This window comes from Ruegeria sp. S263, from assembly GCF_056780525.1.
Map to the genome: position 1 here is coordinate 195,001 of NZ_CM165558.1, position 20,570 is coordinate 215,570.

Genomic DNA, 20,570 nt, shown 5'->3' on the forward strand with positions numbered 1-20,570 from the left:
TCTTAATAAAAACAACAGGTTACCGTCAAACTTATCCCCGCAAACCCCATTTATTGCGCATTGATTAAGAGGGTTTGAATTGCACCTCAACGGAATCGTACCCAAAGCTTGGTATGCCGCAGGGAGTCGGACCAATGAAAACGCCGCCCGAAGAGACTCGGACGGCGCATGACACTTCAAAGGCTACAGGATTATTTCAGATCGAAGCGGTCTGCGTTCATCACCTTGTTCCAGGCCGAGACAAAGTCGCAGACAAATTTCCCGCCTGCATCTGCCTGACCATAGACTTCGGCCAGCGCTCGCAGTTGCGAGTTCGAGCCAAAAACCAGATCGACACGGGTACCGGTCCACTTGACCTCACCGCTACTGCGATCGCGACCCTCATAGACACCCTTGCCTGCGGGCTTCCATTCGATGCCCATGTCCAGCAGGTTGGTGAAAAAGTCGGTGCTGAGCGTACCAACCCGATCCGTGAACACACCGTGCTTGCTGTCACCGAAATTGGCACCCATCACACGCAGACCACCGACAAGCGCGGTCATCTCGGGCGCAGACAGGTTCAGCAGTTGCGCTCGGTCAACCAACAGTTCCTCGGGTGAAACAGTATAGTCGGTTTTTTGGTAGTTGCGGAACCCATCCGCTGCGGGCTCCATCACGGCAAAGCTGTCGACATCCGTCTGGTCCTGCGACGCGTCAGTACGACCCGGAGTAAACGGAACCTCAACATCCTGACCACCAGCTTTGGCCGCCTGTTCGATGCCCACGGCACCGGCCAGAACGATCACATCCGCCAGCGAGACCTTCTTGCTGCCCGACTGTGCATCGTTGTACGCGGCCTGAACGCCCTCAAGCGTGGCCAATGTATTGGACAGCTTCATGGGCTCGTTGACGTCCCAGTCTTTCTGCGGCGCAAGACGGATACGCGCACCATTGGCGCCGCCACGCTTGTCCGACCCACGGAAGGTCGAGGCCGAGGCCCACGCGGTCGAGACCAGCTCGGACACCGACAGCCCAGTCGCAGCAATCTTGGCTTTCAGGTCGGCCACATCCGCATCATCCACCAGATCGTGATCGACCGCAGGCACGTTATCCTGCCAGATCAGCTCCTCAGTGGGGGCTTCTTCGCCGATATAGTTCGAACGCGGGCCCATATCGCGGTGGGTCAGCTTGAACCAGGCAAGGGCGAAGGCATCAGCGAACTCGTCCGGGCTTTCGTGGAAGCGTTTCGAGATCGGGCCATAGATCGGATCCATGCGCATCGCCATATCAGCGGTGGTCATCATGGTCTTGACCTTCTTGGACGGGTCGTGAGCAGCCGGGGCCATGTCTTCTTCTTTGACGTTCACCGGCTCCCAGATATATGCACCCGAGGGGCTTTTGGTCAGGTTCCAGTCATAGCCGAACAGCAGGTCGAAATATCCATTGTCCCATTTGATCGGGTTCGCGGTCCACGCGCCTTCGATGCCCGAGGTAGTGGTGTCGTCACCCTTTCCCGAACCGAATTTGTTGATCCAGCCAAAGCCCATTTCCTCGATCGGGGCGGCTTCGGGTTCGGGTCCCACCAGATCAGGATCGCCCGCGCCATGCGCCTTGCCAAAGGTATGACCACCGGCGACCAAGGCAACAGTTTCTTCATCATTCATCGCCATCCGGCCAAATGTCTCGCGGATGTCGCGGCCCGAGGCCAAGACATTCGGCTCTCCATCCGGGCCTTCGGGGTTTACATAGATCAAGCCCATCTGCACGGCGGCCAGCGGGTTTTCCAGATCACGTTCGCCTGAATAGCGGCTGTGCGGGTTGTCGGTGGGGGCCAGCCATTCAGTCTCGGTCCCCCAATAGATATCTTCCTCGGGGGCCCAGATATCTTCGCGGCCGCCGGCAAAGCCAAAGGTCTTGCCGCCCATGGATTCGATGGCGCAATTGCCCGCCAGGATCATCAGGTCGGCCCAGGAAATCTGGTTGCCGTATTTCTGTTTGATCGGCCACAGCAGGCGGCGCGCTTTATCAAGGTTGCCGTTATCCGGCCAGCTGTTCAGCGGCGCAAACCGCTGGTTCCCGGTCGACGCCCCGCCACGGCCATCTGCGGTCCGGTATGTCCCGGCGCTGTGCCATGCCATACGAATGAACAACCCGCCATAGTGACCATAGTCAGCAGGCCACCAATCCTGCGAATCCGTCATCAGCGCATAGAGGTCTTCCTTCAACGCTTTCATGTCCAGCTTCTTGAACGCCTCTGCATAATCGAAATCGGCACCCAGCGGGTTCGAGGCTGGCGCGTTCTGGTGCAGAATCGAGAGGTTCAACTGGTTCGGCCACCAATCCCGGTTCGAGCGGGTTCCGGCGCCATGCATTACAGGGCATCCGCCTGCCTTGGGGTTATCACTTCCGTCCATGTCGATCTCCAATCCTGGCTAAATTCCGGCAATCTTGCGCGGTTAAAAACTCGGTCGATCAAGAACACATATAGATGACGTTTTTATCTACCCTAAACGCACGGTGAAAATTCGCGCAGGCGGGATAGGCAAGAGCGACTCTTTGGTCTTGTCGAGAACCGTTCTAACAAAGACCAGCAATGCATTTAAGTTTTGTTTATGGATGATTGTGATAACTAAAAATTATCATAATTCATTCATCCTGCATCAAAGACTTCAGCCCTACCCGGTAATTCGGATAGCGCAGGGTCACGCCAAGCTCATCCTTGATCCTGTCATTTCTGACACGCTTGTTTTCGTTGTAAAAGCTGCGGGCCATCGGAGTCAGATCAGCCTCATCAAACGGCACGGCTGGGGGAAGGGGCAAGCCTTGCAGCTCGGCTGCATAGGCGATCACATCCTGCGGCGGAACGGGTTCGTCATCGCAAACATTGTAGATTGCGCCGGGATTTGGGGCCGCCATCGAAGCCACAAGCACCTGCGCAATATCTGCGACGTGGATACGGGAAAAGACTTGCCCGGGTTTGATAATGCGACGCATCCCAACGCGTTTGAGCTTGGAAAACGGGCCGCGGCCCGGTCCGTAAATACCAGCCAGACGGAAGATATGGGTCGGTAGACCCGGAATGTCCTGCCATTGAGACTCGGCCCGCACCCTCCACCTGCCGCGTTCGGCCGTTGGTGCAGGTGGGGTCATTTCATCAACCCAATCACCCTGATGATCGCCATAAACCGCTGTGGTGGATAGATACCCAACCCATTTGAACTGCGAAGCGCACGCTGCGATCTCATCCCGCAGGGCCGCCAGAACAGGATCGCCCTGCGCATTTGGTGCTGTCGAGATCAGCAAATGCGTGACCCCGTTCAGGTCGGGTGTCTGTCCAGGCCAGACAACAGGTTCGGCCCCGGATGCCTTCAGAGCCGGTGACTGCGCAGGGTCCCGCGTGGTGCCCAGAACCCGCCAGCCCTTCGGCTTCAACAGCCGGGAAACTTCCTGTGCCGAATAACCGTGACCAAACGAAAAAAGAGTGCCTGTCATGCCGCCCTTGATGATCTGCAATCTCGGCAGATGCAAGCTTGGGTGCCGAGATACTTGATTCGAATCCCTCAATGCGCCTTTCTTTTAGGCATGAGTACCAAAACACCCGACCTGCACGCCGCCTATGCGCTGGAGTCTCCAGAGGATCACAAGCGGCTCTATGCGGAATGGGCCGGCGATTACGACGAAGGGTTCGCCGCGCGCGAGGACTATCAACTGCATGTCCACACCGCTCGGGCTTTTGTCAGCGCCGGAGGCCAGGGTCCGGTTCTGGATGTCGGCGCAGGCACCGGGTTGTGCGGTGCCGTTCTTGCCGGTTTGGGCGTGGGTCCCATAGACGCCACAGATATCAGCGCCGAAATGCTGGACCGCGCCATGCGCAAGGATATCTACCGCGATGCGATCGAAGCTGATCTGAACAAAGGTATCCCCGTGCCGCGCGAAAGCTACTCCGGCGTTGTATCATCCGGCACGTTCACCCACGGCCACCTTGGGCCAGAAGCTCTTCCTGCATTGCTACGCGTCGCCCGGCATGGGGCGCAGTTCGCACTGTCCATCAATGCGCAGCACTATGAGAAATTGGGTTTCGCGGAAGCCTTGCACAAGATGGCGCAGGGTCAGATACAGAACCTGACTCTGTCCGAAGTCCCCATTTATGGCGATCTGGCAGTTGGTCCAAACAAGGACGACACAGCCCTGATCGCCCTGTTCGAGCGCGTCTAACGTCCTTTCCAGACCGGATCGCGCTTTTCAGCAAAAGCACGCGCCCCTTCCAGATTATCCTCAGACCCATAGAGCGTATCCACGGTTGGCAACTGCCGCCTTGTAATCCGGTTCATGACATCCTGGAACTTGGAATCCTCGGCCTCTCGCACGATCTCTTTGATCGCCGCATAAACAAGCGGGGGACCGCTGGCCAAAAGGCGCGCCATCTCCCAAGCGCGATCCATCAACTGATCGGACGGCACGATCTCATTGATCAGGCCCCAGTTCTTTGCTTCTTCCGGGTTGAACCAGCGCCCGGTCAGCAGAAGTTCCATCGCGACATGGTAAGGGATGCGCTTGGGCAGCTTGACGCTGGCGGCATCCGCCACCGTACCCGAACGGATTTCCGGCAGCGCGAAGCTTGCGTGATCGGCGGCGATGATCATGTCCGCGCTCAGGGCCAATTCCAGCCCACCCCCACACGCAATGCCATTGACGGCCGCGATGACCGGTTTGTTCATATCGCGCAGCTCTTGAAGGCCGCCAAAGCCGCCGACGCCGTAATCACCGTCTACCGCATCGCCGTCCGCTGCTGCTTTCAAGTCCCAACCGGGGCAAAAGAACTTGTCTCCACCCCCTGCAATAATGGCGACCCGCAAATCCGGGTCGTCGCGAAAGTCGCGAAACACATCCCCCATCACGCGGCTGGTGGCGAGATCAATCGCATTTGCCTTTGGCCGGTCCAGAGTGACCTGCAGGATCGCGCCCTCGCGCTTGGTTTTGACCGGATTCATGAGCTTGCCTTTCGGATCAGGGCATCCACCGCAACCGCCCCATCGGGGCCGCAAATGAGCGGATTGATTTCAACTTCGCTGACATGGGCTGCATTAGCAATGACATAGGCTTGCACGGCATCTATCGTATCCAGAATTGCCTGCATGTCCGCTGCGGATTTGCCGCGGTAGCCCGCCAGCAAGGGCGCACAGGCCAGTCGGTTCAGCGCCTTGTGAACCGCCTGACGGGACGACGGGATCAACAAAGACACCGAGTCCCTCAGAATTTCCGTTAAAACCCCACCTGCGCCCAACGTCAGTACATAGCCATGGGCCGGATCGCGCGTCACGCCGATCAGCAGTTCGGCAACCCCGCTTGGCGCCATTTCTTCGATCAGAATTTCCGCCGTTCCAATCTCGGACGCGGCGCGGTCCACATCCTCAAGGTTCACATTCAACCGAACGGCCCCTTGGTCGGATTTATGCGCCAGACCGATACCTTTGACCGCAAATGGACCGACCAGTTTTTCTACAGACCGCCGTGCCACTTCAGGCTGCGCCACGACGCTTTTCGGCACTCGTACACCGTATTCCTCAAGGGCCAATTTCGCCTCTGCCTCGGTCAGAACAATGTTCGTTTCAGCAGAGGATGGCATCAGAACAGAATCCGCTTGGGCGTCGAATGATCGCGAGGCGGCTTCAACGGCCGCCAGTGCCTCGTGCAACCCTGCAAACGGCACCACCCCTCCGTCCAGCAGCCGTTGGGCAACGTCCTCAGGCATCAATTCCGGCAAAGTTGCTGTCACGGCAAATGGACGACCCGAACGCGCCACGCAATTCAAAGCAGCCTGCGTTGCACAATCCCAATCTGTCGAGTCCGTGTGTGGATAGTCGACGATTGCCATGGTCAAACCCTGCTCTGGACTCATCATGGCGGCCCATGCCCGCGTCATGGCCGCCGCGTCGCGCCAGATATAGGTGTGATAATCCAGCGGATTGGCCAATGCCACCATCGGCCCCAAGGCATCCCGCAATTCGGCCCGTTGCGTCGAAGACAGCGGCGGAAAATGCACATCCCGGCTTGTGGCCATATCTGCGGCAAGGCTGGCCTCTCCTCCGGAACAGCTAATGGTGCCCAAGCCGTTGCTATCCAGTCGTCCGGTCACATGCAGCAGCTTGAGGCACTCCAAAAAGCTCGGAATGTCATCCAGCCGTGCAATTCCCAACCGGTCCAAAAAAGCTTGCGCACCGGCATCGCCACCAGCCAAGGACGCCGTATGCGAGATCGTCGCCGCCTGCGCATGGGCAGAGCGACCCATCTTGAGCGCAACAATCGGTACACCCCGAACCCGCGCTTTTCTGGCCAAAGCCTCCCATTTGCGCAGATCGCCGAAACCTTCGATATGCACGCCAATGGCAGTAATGCGATCATCGTCCAACAGAGCCAGGGCAATATCGGCCTGATGCGTCTGGGCCTGATTTCCGCAGGTCAGCATGAAAGCCAACGGCAGGGCACGGCGCTGCATCGTCATGTTGATGGCGATGTTCGAACTTTGCGTCAGGATCGCAACACCACGATCCACAGGCCGCATTCCATGTTGGTCGGGCCATACGGCCACACGATCCAAGCCGTTCACAAACCCATAGCAGTTGGGGCCAAGGATCGGCATATCCCCAGCCGCTGCGATCAACTGCTCCTGAAGGTCCGTTCCTGCGTCATCTTCGGCCTGCGCCTCAGTAAAGCCCGAGGCGAAACAGACCGCGCCCCCCGCGCCCATCGCGGACAGAACCTTAACCGTTTGAATTGTGGCGTGCCTGTTGATCCCCACGAATGCCAGATCAGGCGATGAGGGCAGCACCTCCAGTGAACCGAACGCCTTTTCCCCAGCAACCTCAGCCGCCTTGGGATGAACGGACCAGATATCGCCCTTGAACCCGAACTTTCGCGCCTGCTGAATGACCGAGGCACACCACGCCCCACCCCCGATCACAGCAATGGATTCAGGGTTCAGCGCACGGGTCAGCGCTGCGGTCATGCGCCAAGCGCCCGCAGCAGATCGCGGCTGATGATGTGGCGTTGGATCTCGCTGGTGCCGTCCCAGATGCGTTCAACACGGGCGTCGCGCCAAAACCGTTCCAGCGGGTAGTCATCCATAAGACCCATGCCGCCATGCACCTGAATCGCCGCATCCGTCACCCGCGCCAGCATTTCCGAGGCGTTTAACTTGGCCGAGGCGATCTCACGGTTGGCCGGCAATCCCTGATCCAACCGATCCGCGGCAGCAAGGGTCAGCAGGTCGGCGGCGTCAATCTCGGTGATCATGTCGGCGATCTGGAAAGACACGCCCTGAAACTTACCGATCTTCTGGCCGAACTGTTCACGCGTTGCAGCATAATCCAACGCATAGTCGAATGCCCGGCGCGCACGCCCAACCGACATGGCGGCGACGGTGATCCGCGTTGCATAGAGCCATGTGTTCATCACCTCAAACCCGCCATCGACCTCGCCCAAAACCTGCGCATCCGGCAGGCGGCAATCGTCGAAATCCAGCACCATGTTCTTATAGCCGCGGTGGCTGACCGACTTATATCCGTCACGAATCGTGAAACCCGGAGTGCCGCGATCCACCAAAAAGGCGGTGATGCGCTTCTTGGGGCCTTTGGGTGTTTGATCCTCGCCGGTTGCGATGAAGACGATGATGAAATCCGCGTGTTCTGCGCCCGAGATGAAATGTTTGGTGCCATTGACCACCCAATCACCACCGTCCCTCACAGCAGCGCACTTCATCCCCCGCACGTCCGAGCCCGCGCCCGGTTCGGTCATCGCCAGCGCATCCATCTTTTCACCACGCACGGCGGGCATCAGATACCGCTCGACCTGATCGCCTTCGCACGCCATCAGAATGTTCTGCGGGCGTCCGAAGAAATGGTTCAAGGCCATCGACCCGCGACCCAGTTCACGCTCGACCAGTGCGAATTCCAAATGGTTCAGGCCAGCGCAGCCGACGCTTTCGGGAAAATTGCAGGCATAAAACCCCAGCTCGATCGTCTTGCGCTTGATCTCGTTGGCGATCTCCTGCGGAACCTCGCCCGTGCGCTCAACCATGTCTTCATGCGGGTAAATCTCATTTTCGACGAAACTGCGAACGGTCGATACGATCATCTCTTGTTCGTCGGACAGGCCGTATTGCATTTGGAGTCTCCACGTCTGAATCTGAACATATCCTGACGCGGGTTGATCTTTCTGTCGTGCAGAAATAGTCATGAAGCATGCAGAAATGGATCAAATCCCCCTCTGCGCCGCAGCAATTCGGGGTGCTTCTGTTCGACGGGTTTTCAAATCACTGCCTCGCCAACACGGTCGAGCCCCTGCGTGCGGCAAACACGATAGCAGGTCAAAAACTGTATGATTGGAACTTTCTGTCACTGGACCGCACGCCCGTGACGTCTTCTTCAGGTTTGCAGGTCGCACCGCACCAAACGCTTCAAGATGCCCGCGGGGATATTCTGTTCGTCATGCCCTCTTACGGGTTCCGGGCGCATGGCGGATGGCGCACCTTGGCCGGGTTGCGCGCTTCTGCTGGTCGCTATGCGAAACTGGCCGGATTGGACACCGGAAGCTGGCTGCTGGCGCTTGCGGGGTTGCTGGACGCTCACCGCGCCACGATCCACTGGGAAGAACTTAACAGCTTTACCGAGCGGTTCCCCGACATCGACACAAGGCGCGAGCGTTACATCATCGACCGCAAGCGCATCACCTGCTCAGGTGCTATGGCCGCCTTTGATCTGGTCCTGCACCTGGTCGGGCAGGATCACGGGCAAGCCCTGGCACTGGAGGTGGCGCAGCTTTTCATGACCCGCGATTCCGCGCGCTCGCATTCCGGTGGCGCGGGTGCGACCAGCGGATACGTGAACAAGGCGCTGGCATTGATGCAGGAGAATCTGGAAACGCCGCTGGCTATCACCGAAATCGCCCGCCGCGTTGGACGATCACACAAAGCTCTGTCCGTTCGGATGCACGCGGAACTGGGCGCGGGCCCAGCGCAAGTTTACCGCCGCCTGCGCCTGAACCTTGCGCGCAAGCTTGTCACCGAAACCGACCTGACGATTACAGAGGTCGCCTTGCGGTCAGGCTATGACGATCCCAGCGCGCTGACCCGTGCATTCCGGGCCGAATTCGGCGTTACGCCACGCACGTTGCGGGCCGGTTAGGTATACATCTGTTTCTTGAAGGCACGCGTTCGGGTCGTCGCGTCAGCCGATCCATCGTGATACGTGCCAAACCACTTATCGAATGGGATCTCGGACGTTCCATAGTTGCATTCAAAATACCGGTGGTGGAGTTGGTGAAAGAAATCCCCGGCACGGGCAGCATCCGTCTCGCCTGCCCTGAGTTTTTCGAACCCTGAATGAGACAGCACCGGGCTGATCTGCTGGAAATAGGTATGAAACAGCAGGTGCAGCGGGTGCGACGGCACGATCAGGTGAATGAAATAGGTCGTGAAGTACAAAAGGTTCTCGTACCAGTGGTTCGAAATGCCCGACCATGGCCCGATGTTCACGTTGCGGTGGTGAACCGCGTGGACGTGTTTATAAAGCTTCGGATGATGTTCCAGCCGGTGAACCCAGTAGAAATGCAGCCCTGACCACATCGGGATGAACAGCATCCACACCACGCACCAGACCGGCGCGCTGGCCCATGTCACGGTCGGCACATATCCGTTCGCCATCGCCCAGTAGATCACCCATTGATAAACGGTGGCGACCGTCATCGCGCTGCCCAGCGTCCACCAGATGTTATCCCAGACCTGATTGCGGAATGTGAAGTTGCCGTTGTCGCGAGTCAGGTCCCGGCGATCGAATTTCTTGTACATGCCCTGCCCTTTGCGCTTGTACAGCCACCAATGAAGCCCGCCGGCGACCAGGATCTGCGGCACCATGTTCAGCAACCAGATGCGGAACATCCAGCCGGGCGCGAAGCTCTGCATCGTTTCCAACGCAGGAAAGAAAAACACGTAAGCCGTCACCGCCAGAACCATGCAAAGCGTCAGCGACGTGATCTGCAACCAAGCGCCGCTGTACCACTTCAAAACGGCTGCGGGGCGTGGTGGCCAGTTGAACAATGGGTTCAATCCCACCGGCCCGTCAGGATGGTAGTGCCAGCGGGCGGCTTCGGGGTCCTGAGACGCGTTTGTCATCGCGGCCTCCTGCTTATGTGGCGTAGTCTGAGCCTTCGGCATCCAGCAGAGATTTGATCTCTCGCAGATGTGCTTCGGCCTGATCGGGATAGTCGTCCAGTTCTTGCGCGGTCTTTTCGGCAACCTCGTCCGATAACACGCGCAAGGGCTGACCGGTCTGAAGCGCGCGAATATATGTTTCGGCCGCCCGTTCGAAATAATAGAGCCTATTAAAGGCATCTGCCGGGTCGCTGCCGATGACCAACACCCCGTGATTACCCATGATCATGACCTTCTTTTTCGGGTCTGAAAGCATGGCCGCGCAACGCTCACCTTCGCTTTCAAAGGCCAGTCCGCCAAATTCCTCATCTACCACATATCGGTCGTAAAAGGTTGCCGTGTTCTGGTCGATCGGCGGCAGGGTGCTGTCAGCAAGCGAGGCGAGAACTGTCGCAAAAATGGAATGTACATGCATCACACAGCGCGCATGAGGGCAGCGCCGGTGAATAGACCCATGCAAACCCCATGCTGTCGGGTCCGGAGCGCCGGGTTGGGCCATCACATCAGGATCATTCGCGTCCAAAAGCAACAGGTTTGACGCCTTGACCCGCGCAAAATGCATCTGGTTGGCGTTCATCAGGAATTGCGTTCCTTCCGGATTGACCGCCAAGCTGAAATGGTTGGCCACGCCCTCATGCATGTTCAACCGTTCCGTCCACCGGAAAGTCGCGGCAAGGTTCACGCGCTCGGACCAGTGGTCGATATTGGGCCGCAGATTGGTGACGCTCATGTCAGGCTCCTGTCGGGTGAATTCGAACTACAAAAAGCCTGCCTTCGCCGGGGATGTTTGACCAACGAAAAAAACGCAAGTAATGCATTAGTCAAACTTATGCTTGAGTTATGCCAATGCAGAAATCTCTTCCTCCTCTGGGGTGGCTGCGCACGTTCGAGGCCGCGGCACGCCATCTTTCGTTCACCGGTGCCGCGCGGGACCTGAACATGACGCAAAGCGCGGTCAGTCAGCAAATCAAATCGCTGGAGGGGTATCTGGGTCAGCCCTTATTCTTGCGTAGGCCCCGCGCACTGGAACTGACGGAAGCCGGAATTACTTACCTACCGGTTGTGCGAGATGCGTTTCGAACTCTGGTTCGGGGCACACAGGCCGTCACCGGCACGCAGCAGAACGCAGTACAGGTTCAAAGCAACATATCTTTCGCCGTGAACTGGCTTGCCCCAAGACTTCCGAGATTTCGGGCGAAGCACCCGGAGGTTCAGTTGAATATCTTCACAGAGCTTTGGGAACCAAGGGAAATGGCCGAAGGCGCTGCGGTCGAGATCCGGTACTCTCTGCGTCCCTCAGATACGGTACGCACCGAGTTATTAAGGACCGATCATTATTATCCAGTCTGCGCGCCGGGGTATCAGGTTACGCTGGAAACTTTGCAGCAACATCCGTTGTTCGATTGCTCCAACCTGCTGTCGAATTGGGAGAGCTGGGTCGAAGAACAGGGTCTAATTTGGAAAAAACCGCCCATCACTTACTCGACGACCTATCTGGTCAGCCTCTCGGTGGCGATGGCAGGCGGTGGGCTGTGCCTGACACATGACACCATCGCCCGCAGGTTAATTGACGAGGGCAAACTCATCGCGCCTTTCGATCATCACGCGGCAATGCCCGAAGCTTATTATCTACTGCTGTCGCCTCAGGCCGAAGAAACACCCGGAGCATTGGCCTTTGCCGATTGGGTGCGCCGCGAGATTGAAAGCGATCTTCAAACATGATGGAACGCTCCCGCCCATCGGCAATGCCCACAGGGGGCATCTTCTTTGGTTGGGCCGGGCAGCGCTGACGCGCCGCGTGACGGTTTCATGATAGCTCTTCAGCAGGGGTTGAACCTTTCCCAGCATTCAGGAAAGTTGGGCCATGGAATACACACCTTTCCCAAGTTGGCCCGAAGTCGCCCCCCGTTTGATCGCTGTCGCTGCAGGACGCGAAGCCGCAGATCTGGTTATCCGCGGCGGGTCGTGGGTAAATGTGCACAGCCGCGAAGTTCTGCCAGGTCACGATATTGCCATTGCATCCGGGCGCATTGCCTTTGTGGGACCAGATGCGTCGCATTGCGTCGGGCCAGACACCCGGATCATCAAAGCAAACGGTCGCTTCATGCTGCCCGGCTTGTGCGATGCCCATATGCATATCGAATCGGGGATGCTGACACCAGCCGAGTTCGCCCGCGCGGTCATTCCACATGGAACCACCAGCATGTTCACCGACCCGCATGAAATCGCCAACGTGCTGGGGTTAGACGGCGTGCGGATGATGCATGACGAAGCGTTGATGCAGCCCGTGAACATCTACACCCAGATGCCATCCTGCGCACCGTCTGCGCCCGGCCTTGAAACAACGGGATACGAAATCACCGCACAGGACGTTTCCGAAGCGATGTCCTGGCCCGGCATAATCGGACTGGGCGAGATGATGAACTTCCCGGGTGTGATCAATGGCGACCCCAAGATGCTTGCCGAGATCGCAGCAACGCAAAATGCGGGAAAAACAGTAGGCGGACACTACGCTTCGCCTGATTTAGGGCCTGATTTTGCGGCATACGTGGCAGGCGGACCGGCAGACGATCACGAAGGAACCTGCGAAGCCGACGCAATCGCGCGGGTTCGACAAGGTATGCGATCCATGATGCGGTTGGGGTCGGCATGGTTCGACGTGGAAAGCCAAATTACGGCCGTTACCGAGAAAGGGCTGGACCCAAGGAACTTCATCCTTTGCACGGATGATTGTCACTCTGGGACATTGGTCAATGATGGTCATATGAACCGGGTCGTGAGACATGCGATCGCCTGCGGGTGCGATCCGTTGATCGCATTGCAAATGGCCACGATCAACACAGCGACCCATTTCGGACTTGAACGAGAAATCGGCTCGATCACGCCGGGGCGGCGGGCCGATATCATTCTCAGCTCAGACCTGACCGAACTGCCGATTGAAACGGTCATCGCCCGCGGTCAGGTTGTGGCCGAGGGCGGAACAATCACGGTGAATTGCCCACATCTTGACTGGCCCGAGACCGCACGGAACACCGTCCATCTGGGGCATACGCTCGCCGCTGCTGATTTTGAGATCACAGCGCCCGCCGGAGCCAATCGCGTAAAGGCCAACGTGATTGGAGTGGTTGAAAATCAGGCGCCGACCAAGGCGCTCAAGGCCGAATTGCCGATCATCGAAGGGTTGGTGGAAGGCGAAGGTGAGGTTTGCCAGATCGCGCTTGTCGAACGCCACCGCGCGACCGGAGGGGTCACGAACGCCTTTGTCTCGGGGTTCGGCTATCAGGGTAAGATGGCCATGGCGTCCACCGTGGCGCATGACAGCCACCACATGATCGTTGTGGGAACCGACCGCGAGCAGATGGCCCTGGCCGCAAATCGACTGGCCGAGGTCGGGGGCGGGATCACCATTTTCCGGGACGGCGCGGAACTGGCCTTGATCGAGTTGCCCATTGCCGGACTGATGTCCGACAGTCCTGCATCTGACGTGGCAGCCAAGGCCGAACGCATGGTCGAGGCGATGCAGGCCTGCGGCTGTGACCTTAACAATGCGTATATGCAGCACTCGCTTTTGGCCCTTGTCGTGATCCCCGAGTTACGGATTTCCGACCTCGGCCTGATCGACGTGCGTACATTTGAAAAAATTGACCTTCTGGAACCACTTGCATGACAATAATAAAAACACCAGACGTGCCCAGCGCCGAGAAATTTACCGATCCGGCTGCTGCCGTTGAACGGCTGGAACAACTGTACGAACAAGCAACGCGCTTTCTGTGCGACAGCTTTGCCCAGGCGATGGAACAAGGCACCCCGACCGAACGATACAGGGCCTTTTACCCGGAGATTCGGATCAAGACCTCGTCTTATGCGCAGGTCGACAGCCGTCTGAGCTTTGGCCATGTTTCCGAGCCCGGAATGCACGCAACCACCGTCACGCGGCCTGATCTGTTCCGGTCCTACCTGACCCAGCAAATCGCGCTACTGATCAAGAACCACGATCAACCGGTGACGATCGGAGCCTCAGATACGCCGATCCCGGTTCATTTCGCGGTGGCGAACAATCCGGATCTGGTTGTTCCCCATCAGGGTGCGGCCGGTTTCACGCTGCGTGATGTCTTTGATGTTCCTGACCTGACCACCACGAATGACGACATTGTAAATGGCGTTCACGATCACGAAGACGAAGATGGTCCACTGGCCTTGTTTACCGCCCAACGAGTCGATTATTCACTGGCGCGTCTGGCCCATTATACGGCAACCGATCCCAGCCATTTTCAGAACCACGTGCTGTTCACCAACTACCAGTTCTATGTGTCCGAGTTCGAAAACTACGCGCGCGAACAACTGGCCGATCCCGATAGCGGCTACATCAGCTTCGTATCGACCGGAAATGTGCAGATCACCACGGCGGATGGAACTCTGGAACAACCGTTGAAGCTGCCGCAGATGCCGACCTATCACCTGAAGCGCGCGGATGGGTCGGGCATTACGCTGGTCAATATCGGGGTCGGGCCGTCGAATGCCAAAACCGCCACTGATCATATCGCGGTTCTGCGGCCTCATGCATGGCTGATGGTCGGTCACTGTGCTGGTCTACGCAACACGCAGGCGTTGGGCGATTTTGTTCTGGCGCATGCCTATCTGCGCGAAGACAAGGTACTGGACGATGACCTGCCGGTCTGGGTGCCGATCCCTCCGCTGGCCGAGGTTCAGGTGGCCTTGGAACAGGCCGTCGCCGAGGTCACGGAACTTGAGGGGTATGAGCTGAAGCGGATCATGCGCACGGGCACCGTCGCCTCGGTCGACAACCGCAACTGGGAGTTGCGCGACCAGTCTGGACCCGTGCAACGCCTCAGCCAGTCACGCGCCATCGCGTTGGATATGGAAAGCGCCACCATAGCGGCGAATGGCTATCGGTTTCGCGTCCCTTATGGCACCTTGCTATGCGTATCAGACAAACCGCTGCACGGGGAATTGAAGTTGCCGGGTATGGCTTCGGCGTTCTATACCACGCAGGTCAGCCGCCATTTGGCGATCGGAATACGTGCAATGGAACATCTGCGCGGCATGCCGTTAGAGCGCCTGCACAGCCGGAAATTGCGTTCTTTCGACGAAACGGCCTTTCTCTGAAGCAAAAAAGCAACGTTTTCCCCATATTTTTAGGGTTTTCGGCGCTACTATTCGTTGTGTTCGGCCACAATATCCCGTTACAGTTACGCGGTGAGGCCCTATTTATCGGGCACGTTAAGGAGACCAAGAAATGGCAAAGCCTATGACAAAGACTCAGCTGGTTGCTGCTCTCGCTGAGGAAATGGGGACAGACAAGAAAGCCGCCAACAGCGCGCTTGAGGCCATCACCGGCCTGATTACCCGCGAAGTATCCGCCGGTGGCGCAGTGACCCTGCCCGGCGTTGGCAAAATCTACTGCCGCGAGCGCCCCGAGCGCATGGTGCGCAACCCCGCCACCGGCGAGCAGTTCAAGAAAGAGGCCGACAAGGTGGTCAAGATGACCATCGCGAAAGCTCTGAAGGACAGCGTAAACGGCTGAACCCAGCTTTCACTGCGAAATGATCAAGGGCCGCCGTTCGGGGGCCCTTTTTCTTTTCCCACATATTTCCACAATTAAGAAATTCGTATCAGCTTCAACAGGTGTTTTCTAATTTCGTCGCGCCAAAAGGCTGTCAAAGTACGGACTTATTCTTGGTTAAGTTTCAACAACCGAACCCATGAAACCAACAAATGCTATTCCGAGCTTTTTCCTGCGCCACGCTGTCGTTTTGCCTGCTGTCTGTGCTTCCCTCTTCCGCAGTTGCAGAATGTAGCCGTTCAAACGCCTACAGCTTGCAAGCAGAAATCACATATGAGGAAATTTTCGATTTCGAAGTCAAATCTTATCCTCGCATTATGGCGCATCCTTATGAAATCAAAATCCCGAACACCGCATTTGGTCAACTAATCGCCTGTCGTATTTATCAAGACGGAGAGAGTAAAACCGCAGAGTTGCCAACTACTCCGGGCTGGGCCAGCCTGATTGCAAACGGGCCAGAGACCAGAATTCGCAATCATCAAATAACCAGCAGAGATATGCAATTTGTGAAATCTGATCCGGGCAAGACACACGTTTTTTTCTCGCACAAGTTTCCAGATGCAAAATTTCGGTGCTTTGTTGCCTGCGTCGCAAACAAGAGACAGTGAAAAACTTAGGTGTGTTTGGGTTTTGTCGAAAGAGAACCCCAGCATCATAGGCTTGATCTTCTAAGCATTTAGACCAAGACAGCGCATTATTACGAACTTGGCGGTCGAGGATTGGCCCCAACATCTTGCGACCCTTACCGATTTAAGGAACAGTGCCCGAAATCAACGAAGGAGAGTGGCGATGGATCTGCGTGCCATGGCCATGGGGCTGACATTTGCGTTTATCTGGTCGTCGGCCTTTACCTCGGCACGCATTATCGTGGCGGATGCCTCACCTTTGTTTTCTTTGGCCCTTCGGTTTCTGATCTCTGGTCTGATTGGGGTTGCGATCGCATGGGCCATGGGCCAAAGCTGGCGGCTGACCCGATCACAGTGGTACGCAACCATCCTGTTCGGTATTTGCCAAAATGCCCTGTATTTGGGTCTGAATTTCTATGCCATGCAGACTGTCGAAGCCTCGGTTGCAGCGATCATCGCTTCGACCATGCCCCTTCTGGTGGCGCTGGCCAGTTGGCTGTTTCTGGGCGACAGGTTGCGTCCAATGGGGGTGGCTGGTCTGTTTGCAGGGTTCGCCGGCGTCGCGTTGATCATGAGCAGCCGCATCAGCGCTGGGGTCGACATGTTCGGCGTGATGCTTTGTGGCATTGGGGCGCTGGCACTGGCCTTTGCGACGCTGGCAGTACGCGGGGCAACCTCGGGCGGGAATTTCATGATGATTGTTGGCCTGCAAATGCTGGTGGGATCCACAGTTCTGTTTGCCTCCGCACCGCTGTTTGAAACCATCTATATCCACCCGACGGTCCCACTGGCGCTGGCCTTTACCTATACAACCCTTTTCCCCGGCCTGCTGGCGACCTTCATATGGTTCCTGTTGCTGGACAGGATCGGAGCAACACGGGCTGCCACGTTTCATTTCCTCAACCCGGTCTTCGGCGTCACAATCGCCGCAATCTTACTTGCTGAGAAACTTGGACCACTGGATGCGGTCGGCGTTGGTGTGACCACATTGGGAATTCTAGCCGTTCAGCTTTCCCGACAGCCCGCGCCGAAACCCGGCTGATACCCGCACATCTGCGCGAGGAAGGCAAAACCCCCTTTGCTTTCGCCGCTCAAACCCCATTTATTAGGTCAAACCAGTTTCCACACGTCCCGAGGACCAATGACCCGATACACCAAAAACCCCGAGGCGATTGCTGCCCTGTCACCCGAGGAATACCACGTCACGCAAAACAGCGGGACGGAACGCCCGGGCACTGGCAAGCTTCTGAACAACAAGGAACCGGGGATTTATGTCGACATTGTTTCGGGCGAGCCGCTGTTTGCCTCGACCCATAAATATGAATCCGGTTGCGGCTGGCCCAGCTTTACCAAGCCCATCGTGCACGAACATGTGGAAGAGTTCACCGACCGCACGCTGGGCATGATCCGGACCGAGGTCCGCTCGAAACACGGGGACAGCCACTTGGGGCACGTGTTCCCAGACGGCCCGCGCGAACATGGCGGGCTGCGCTATTGCATCAACTCGGCCTCCTTGCGGTTTATCCATCGCGATGACATGGAGGATGAAGGCTATGCAGAATACCTGATCCATGTGGAGGATATCCAATGACCGAACAACGCGCCGTTCTTGCCGGTGGCTGCTTTTGGGGCATGCAGGACCTGATCCGCAAATTGCCCGGCGTATCGCGCACCCGCGTCGGATACACGGGCGGTGACGTACCAAACGCCACCTATCGCAATCACGGAACCCATGCCGAAGGGATTGAGATCTTCTTTGACCCTACGCAGATCACCTATCGCGATCTGCTGGAGTTCTTTTTCCAGATCCACGACCCGACCACCGTCAACCGGCAGGGCAACGACGTCGGCATGAGTTACCGATCCGCAATCTATTATGTGGATGATGCCCAGAAACAGATCGCGCTGGATACGATTGCCGACGTGAATGCCAGTGGCATCTGGCCCGGCAAGGTCGTTACCGAAGTCGAACCCGTTGGCGATTTCTGGGACGCCGAGCCGGAACATCAGGACTATCTTGAGCGTATCCCCAACGGCTATACCTGCCATTTCCCGCGCCCTGACTGGGTTCTGCCCAAACGCGATGCTGCCGAATAATGGATAGCCCCAAGCCTGGGGCTAACCTGACGCCACCCTCGGGCGACCGCTGGCCTCGACCGTTACGGTCGCTTCGACAAAAACATCCTGCGCCTCAATTCGTGCGGTCCTAATATCGCGGCTGACAATCACCCGGATGTCTTCGGCACCCGCCTGACGGACTTCGCCTTCGGCCTCATCTTTCAGGGCTGTCTGTAAAAGCTCCAATGCCTCTTCAGGTTCGGTAAAGTCCTGTGGCCCGCTCTCAAGATGTACCCTATAGCGCCCCTCTGAAGGTGACGTTACAGTCCCCGACCGGCGCAAGGTCAGGCGGCCCACAACAGCCCCAAGCGCATTGGCTACATCGGTATGTTCGGGCAGGACCATATTGCAATGCAGCCGCTCGCCCACCGCTGGGTAGTAGCTGGGTGCCGACGCCCCAAGGCCGATCACATCCACATTCAGGGCTGCATCCAGTGCCAGCAAACCGCGGTGCCGATCCAGCCCTTTTTGCGTCAGAACATGGTGGGCCAGATCTGTGGCAGACAGCCCAAAATCCTCAATTTCTTCCGCAAAAGCAGTCTCTAACAAAGTCAGTGCGGTTTGCTCGGTCAACTGGCTCACGATCATCTCGGCCAATTTTTCAGGTGTTGAGGCCAAGACATCCCCGGTACCAACACGCTTGCGCGCCACCAGCTCCAGCGCTTTACGCGCCGCTTCACTGTCCCACGAAGTCAGTCGCCCAAGCACATGGGACGCATCAGACGGGGTGACGCCACTGACCTGAACGATCCCGCGATCCACCAGCCGCGTCAGCGCACCGCTCTCCATCCGGGTTTTCAGCAACTCGGACAGTGGCACAACCCGATCCCCGAGCCTGTCCAACAACGCATCCTCCCGCGGCCCCAGTCCTTCGGCAGGAAGGCCAGGCACGCGACGCGCGAAGCGCGTATCATGCTCTCCCACCGTTGTCGCACGGAGTTGCGCGTCAAGTACCGGATGAACAATTTCGGGATGCTCTGCCGCTATCAGAGAGACAGGCAAAACCCGCCGCGGCCCAAGGAATACACCGCCTGCCAGGCCTTCAGTCTTTACGTGCACCTGACTGTCACCGCCCAGCCCATGCGTTCGCATGGCCACGGCCTCGACCATCGTGCGAAACCCGCCCACCTGCGCGCCAGCCGGGTCAATCGCCGGCTTTCCGTCCCGGATCAACGCCATGTCCGTGGTCGTGCCCCCGATGTCCGAAACCAACGCGTTTTCAGCCCCGGTTAGCCAACTTGCCCCTACAATCGATGCGGCAGGCCCGCTCAGAATGGTTTCGATCGGCCTGTCCCGCGCCTGTTCCGCGCTCATCAAGGCGCCATCACCGCGCACAACCATCATCGGCGCCGAAATACCAAGGTCCAGCAGTTGATCCTGCGCACGCCCGATCAACCGGTCGATCATTCCAATCAGCCGAGCATTCAACACGGCGGTCACGGCGCGTTTTGGGCCATTCAACTTGGCAGACAAATGATGCGAACACGTAACCGGCGCGCCTGTCTTTTCTGCGATGATCCGGGCAGCTTCCAGTTCGTGAGCCGGGTTGCGCGTCGCAAACTGCGCCGCCACTGCAAACCCTGACACGCCCGAATGTGAGTCTAAAAAGGATAAAAGCGCCTCAATATCCAGCGGGGCCGCCTCAGCGCCTGCATGCGTGTGACCCCCGTTTAACACAACGGCCGGATCACCCTTCAAGGCATCCTTCAGCCCGTGCCTGTCCAGATCCGCCTGTTTGAACCCGATATACACCAGTGCGACACGCCCACCCTGCCCTTCGACCAGCGCATTTGTGGCCAACGTCGTCGACAGCGACGCCAACGAGATCTGATCGGGCGATACCTGCGCCCGCTGCAACACCGTGGAAATAGCTTTGCCCACACCAATCGCCAAATCCGTCCGTGTGGTCAGGGACTTGGCCGATGCTATTACGTCCCTTTCATCCCGAACAAGGACTGCATCCGTATAAGTTCCACCTGTATCCACCCCCAAAGCCAACGCCATCGGGACCTCCTCACTGTTCGCTGAAGATCGGTGTAGCGGTTCGCAGCGACAC

At 57.8% G+C, this 20,570-nt stretch carries 18 protein-coding genes; 10 read left to right on the plus strand and 8 right to left on the minus strand.

The features are described from left to right. Window positions 1-191 precede the first annotated feature (191 nt). Both katG and ACT2B1_RS00950 read right to left on the minus strand, forming a co-directional pair. On the minus strand, window positions 192-2,393 hold the full coding sequence (gene katG, locus ACT2B1_RS00945) for a catalase/peroxidase HPI (RefSeq protein ID WP_481668398.1): 2,202 nt from the start codon (window positions 2,391-2,393) through the stop codon (window positions 192-194). Window positions 2,394-2,625: 232 nt separating this feature from the next. After that, window positions 2,626-3,471, minus strand: a complete 846-nt coding sequence (locus ACT2B1_RS00950; protein WP_171212920.1) for an SDR family oxidoreductase — start codon at window positions 3,469-3,471, stop codon at window positions 2,626-2,628. 90 nt (window positions 3,472-3,561) lie between these two features. Between ACT2B1_RS00950 and ACT2B1_RS00955 the strand changes: the two genes are divergently transcribed. Beyond that, window positions 3,562-4,194: a class I SAM-dependent DNA methyltransferase gene (locus tag ACT2B1_RS00955; protein WP_171123617.1), complete on the plus strand. Its 633-nt coding sequence runs from the start codon at window positions 3,562-3,564 to the stop codon at window positions 4,192-4,194. On the opposite strand, the gene ACT2B1_RS00960 is transcribed toward ACT2B1_RS00955, so the two are convergent. Genes ACT2B1_RS00960 through ACT2B1_RS00970 form a run of 3 tightly spaced genes read right to left on the minus strand, consistent with a single transcriptional unit; the run spans window position 4,191 to window position 8,142 of the window. Further along, window positions 4,191-4,970: a carnitinyl-CoA dehydratase gene (locus ACT2B1_RS00960; RefSeq protein ID WP_481668399.1), complete on the minus strand. Its 780-nt coding sequence runs from the start codon at window positions 4,968-4,970 to the stop codon at window positions 4,191-4,193. The genes ACT2B1_RS00955 and ACT2B1_RS00960 overlap by 4 nt on opposite strands. Further along, window positions 4,967-6,985: an acetate--CoA ligase family protein gene (locus tag ACT2B1_RS00965; protein WP_481668400.1), complete on the minus strand. Its 2,019-nt coding sequence runs from the start codon at window positions 6,983-6,985 to the stop codon at window positions 4,967-4,969. The genes ACT2B1_RS00960 and ACT2B1_RS00965 overlap by 4 nt, the downstream gene beginning before the upstream one ends. Further along, window positions 6,982-8,142, minus strand: a complete 1,161-nt coding sequence (locus tag ACT2B1_RS00970) for an acyl-CoA dehydrogenase family protein (RefSeq protein ID WP_171240522.1) — start codon at window positions 8,140-8,142, stop codon at window positions 6,982-6,984. Before ACT2B1_RS00970 ends, ACT2B1_RS00965 begins: the two co-directional genes overlap by 4 nt. A gap of 77 nt (window positions 8,143-8,219) precedes the next feature. Between ACT2B1_RS00970 and ACT2B1_RS00975 the strand changes: the two genes are divergently transcribed. Further along, complete coding sequence (locus tag ACT2B1_RS00975) at window positions 8,220-9,161, plus strand: GlxA family transcriptional regulator (protein ID WP_171240521.1); 942 nt, start codon at window positions 8,220-8,222, stop codon at window positions 9,159-9,161. Here ACT2B1_RS00975 and ACT2B1_RS00980 read toward each other — a convergent pair. Both ACT2B1_RS00980 and ACT2B1_RS00985 read right to left on the minus strand, forming a co-directional pair. Continuing rightward, window positions 9,158-10,147, minus strand: coding sequence for a sterol desaturase family protein (locus tag ACT2B1_RS00980; RefSeq protein ID WP_481668401.1), 990 nt, complete (start codon window positions 10,145-10,147; stop codon window positions 9,158-9,160). The two genes, ACT2B1_RS00975 and ACT2B1_RS00980, sit on opposite strands and share 4 nt — an antisense overlap. A 13-nt stretch (window positions 10,148-10,160) precedes the next feature. Beyond that, entirely contained in the window at window positions 10,161-10,916 is a 756-nt protein-coding gene (locus tag ACT2B1_RS00985; protein ID WP_171240519.1) for a class II aldolase and adducin N-terminal domain-containing protein, read from the minus strand. Between the two features lie 116 nt (window positions 10,917-11,032). Between ACT2B1_RS00985 and ACT2B1_RS00990 the strand changes: the two genes are divergently transcribed. The 8 genes from ACT2B1_RS00990 to msrA all read left to right on the plus strand — a co-directional run bounded on the left by ACT2B1_RS00990 (window position 11,033) and on the right by msrA (window position 18,493). Next, window positions 11,033-11,908, plus strand: coding sequence for a LysR substrate-binding domain-containing protein (locus ACT2B1_RS00990; RefSeq protein WP_171123951.1), 876 nt, complete (start codon window positions 11,033-11,035; stop codon window positions 11,906-11,908). 142 nt (window positions 11,909-12,050) lie between these two features. Next, window positions 12,051-13,853, plus strand: coding sequence for an adenine deaminase (gene ade / locus ACT2B1_RS00995; RefSeq protein WP_481668402.1), 1,803 nt, complete (start codon window positions 12,051-12,053; stop codon window positions 13,851-13,853). Further along, a complete protein-coding gene (locus ACT2B1_RS01000; RefSeq protein WP_171123954.1) occupies window positions 13,850-15,313 on the plus strand; it encodes an AMP nucleosidase in 1,464 nt (487 codons plus the stop codon). Before ade ends, ACT2B1_RS01000 begins: the two co-directional genes overlap by 4 nt. 130 nt (window positions 15,314-15,443) lie before the next feature. Next, window positions 15,444-15,731: an HU family DNA-binding protein gene (locus ACT2B1_RS01005; RefSeq protein WP_068341148.1), complete on the plus strand. Its 288-nt coding sequence runs from the start codon at window positions 15,444-15,446 to the stop codon at window positions 15,729-15,731. Between the two features lie 191 nt (window positions 15,732-15,922). Further along, window positions 15,923-16,378: a hypothetical protein gene (locus tag ACT2B1_RS01010; RefSeq protein ID WP_481668403.1), complete on the plus strand. Its 456-nt coding sequence runs from the start codon at window positions 15,923-15,925 to the stop codon at window positions 16,376-16,378. A gap of 181 nt (window positions 16,379-16,559) precedes the next feature. Then, entirely contained in the window at window positions 16,560-17,438 is an 879-nt protein-coding gene (locus ACT2B1_RS01015; protein ID WP_481668404.1) for a DMT family transporter, read from the plus strand. A 99-nt stretch (window positions 17,439-17,537) separates the two neighbouring features. Further along, window positions 17,538-17,987 carry a peptide-methionine (R)-S-oxide reductase MsrB gene (gene msrB, locus ACT2B1_RS01020; RefSeq protein ID WP_171212168.1) on the plus strand — a complete coding sequence of 150 codons (450 nt, stop codon included), beginning with the start codon at window positions 17,538-17,540 and terminating at the stop codon, window positions 17,985-17,987. After that, window positions 17,984-18,493: a peptide-methionine (S)-S-oxide reductase MsrA gene (gene msrA / locus ACT2B1_RS01025; RefSeq protein WP_171240515.1), complete on the plus strand. Its 510-nt coding sequence runs from the start codon at window positions 17,984-17,986 to the stop codon at window positions 18,491-18,493. Before msrB ends, msrA begins: the two co-directional genes overlap by 4 nt. Window positions 18,494-18,514: 21 nt before the next feature. Here the strand turns inward: msrA and ACT2B1_RS01030 are convergent, their stop codons facing one another. Continuing rightward, entirely contained in the window at window positions 18,515-20,518 is a 2,004-nt protein-coding gene (locus tag ACT2B1_RS01030; RefSeq protein ID WP_481668405.1) for a hydantoinase/oxoprolinase family protein, read from the minus strand. Between the last annotated feature and the right edge of the window lie 52 nt (window positions 20,519-20,570).

Excerpts from the sequence above, each read along its gene's own strand:
- katG (WP_481668398.1), bottom strand. The coding sequence starts at position 2,393 with ATGGACGGAAGTGATAACCCCAAGGCAGGCGGATGCCCTGTAATGCAT.
- ACT2B1_RS00950 (WP_171212920.1), bottom strand. The coding sequence starts at position 3,471 with ATGACAGGCACTCTTTTTTCGTTTGGTCACGGTTATTCGGCACAGGAA.
- ACT2B1_RS00955 (WP_171123617.1), top strand. The coding sequence starts at position 3,562 with ATGAGTACCAAAACACCCGACCTGCACGCCGCCTATGCGCTGGAGTCT.
- ACT2B1_RS00960 (WP_481668399.1), bottom strand. The coding sequence starts at position 4,970 with ATGAATCCGGTCAAAACCAAGCGCGAGGGCGCGATCCTGCAGGTCACT.
- ACT2B1_RS00965 (WP_481668400.1), bottom strand. The coding sequence starts at position 6,985 with ATGACCGCAGCGCTGACCCGTGCGCTGAACCCTGAATCCATTGCTGTG.
- ACT2B1_RS00970 (WP_171240522.1), bottom strand. The coding sequence starts at position 8,142 with ATGCAATACGGCCTGTCCGACGAACAAGAGATGATCGTATCGACCGTT.
- ACT2B1_RS00975 (WP_171240521.1), top strand. The coding sequence starts at position 8,220 with ATGCAGAAATGGATCAAATCCCCCTCTGCGCCGCAGCAATTCGGGGTG.
- ACT2B1_RS00980 (WP_481668401.1), bottom strand. The coding sequence starts at position 10,147 with ATGACAAACGCGTCTCAGGACCCCGAAGCCGCCCGCTGGCACTACCAT.
- ACT2B1_RS00985 (WP_171240519.1), bottom strand. The coding sequence starts at position 10,916 with ATGAGCGTCACCAATCTGCGGCCCAATATCGACCACTGGTCCGAGCGC.
- ACT2B1_RS00990 (WP_171123951.1), top strand. The coding sequence starts at position 11,033 with ATGCAGAAATCTCTTCCTCCTCTGGGGTGGCTGCGCACGTTCGAGGCC.
- ade (WP_481668402.1), top strand. The coding sequence starts at position 12,051 with ATGGAATACACACCTTTCCCAAGTTGGCCCGAAGTCGCCCCCCGTTTG.
- ACT2B1_RS01000 (WP_171123954.1), top strand. The coding sequence starts at position 13,850 with ATGACAATAATAAAAACACCAGACGTGCCCAGCGCCGAGAAATTTACC.
- ACT2B1_RS01005 (WP_068341148.1), top strand. The coding sequence starts at position 15,444 with ATGGCAAAGCCTATGACAAAGACTCAGCTGGTTGCTGCTCTCGCTGAG.
- ACT2B1_RS01010 (WP_481668403.1), top strand. The coding sequence starts at position 15,923 with ATGCTATTCCGAGCTTTTTCCTGCGCCACGCTGTCGTTTTGCCTGCTG.
- ACT2B1_RS01015 (WP_481668404.1), top strand. The coding sequence starts at position 16,560 with ATGGATCTGCGTGCCATGGCCATGGGGCTGACATTTGCGTTTATCTGG.
- msrB (WP_171212168.1), top strand. The coding sequence starts at position 17,538 with ATGACCCGATACACCAAAAACCCCGAGGCGATTGCTGCCCTGTCACCC.
- msrA (WP_171240515.1), top strand. The coding sequence starts at position 17,984 with ATGACCGAACAACGCGCCGTTCTTGCCGGTGGCTGCTTTTGGGGCATG.
- ACT2B1_RS01030 (WP_481668405.1), bottom strand. The coding sequence starts at position 20,518 with ATGGCGTTGGCTTTGGGGGTGGATACAGGTGGAACTTATACGGATGCA.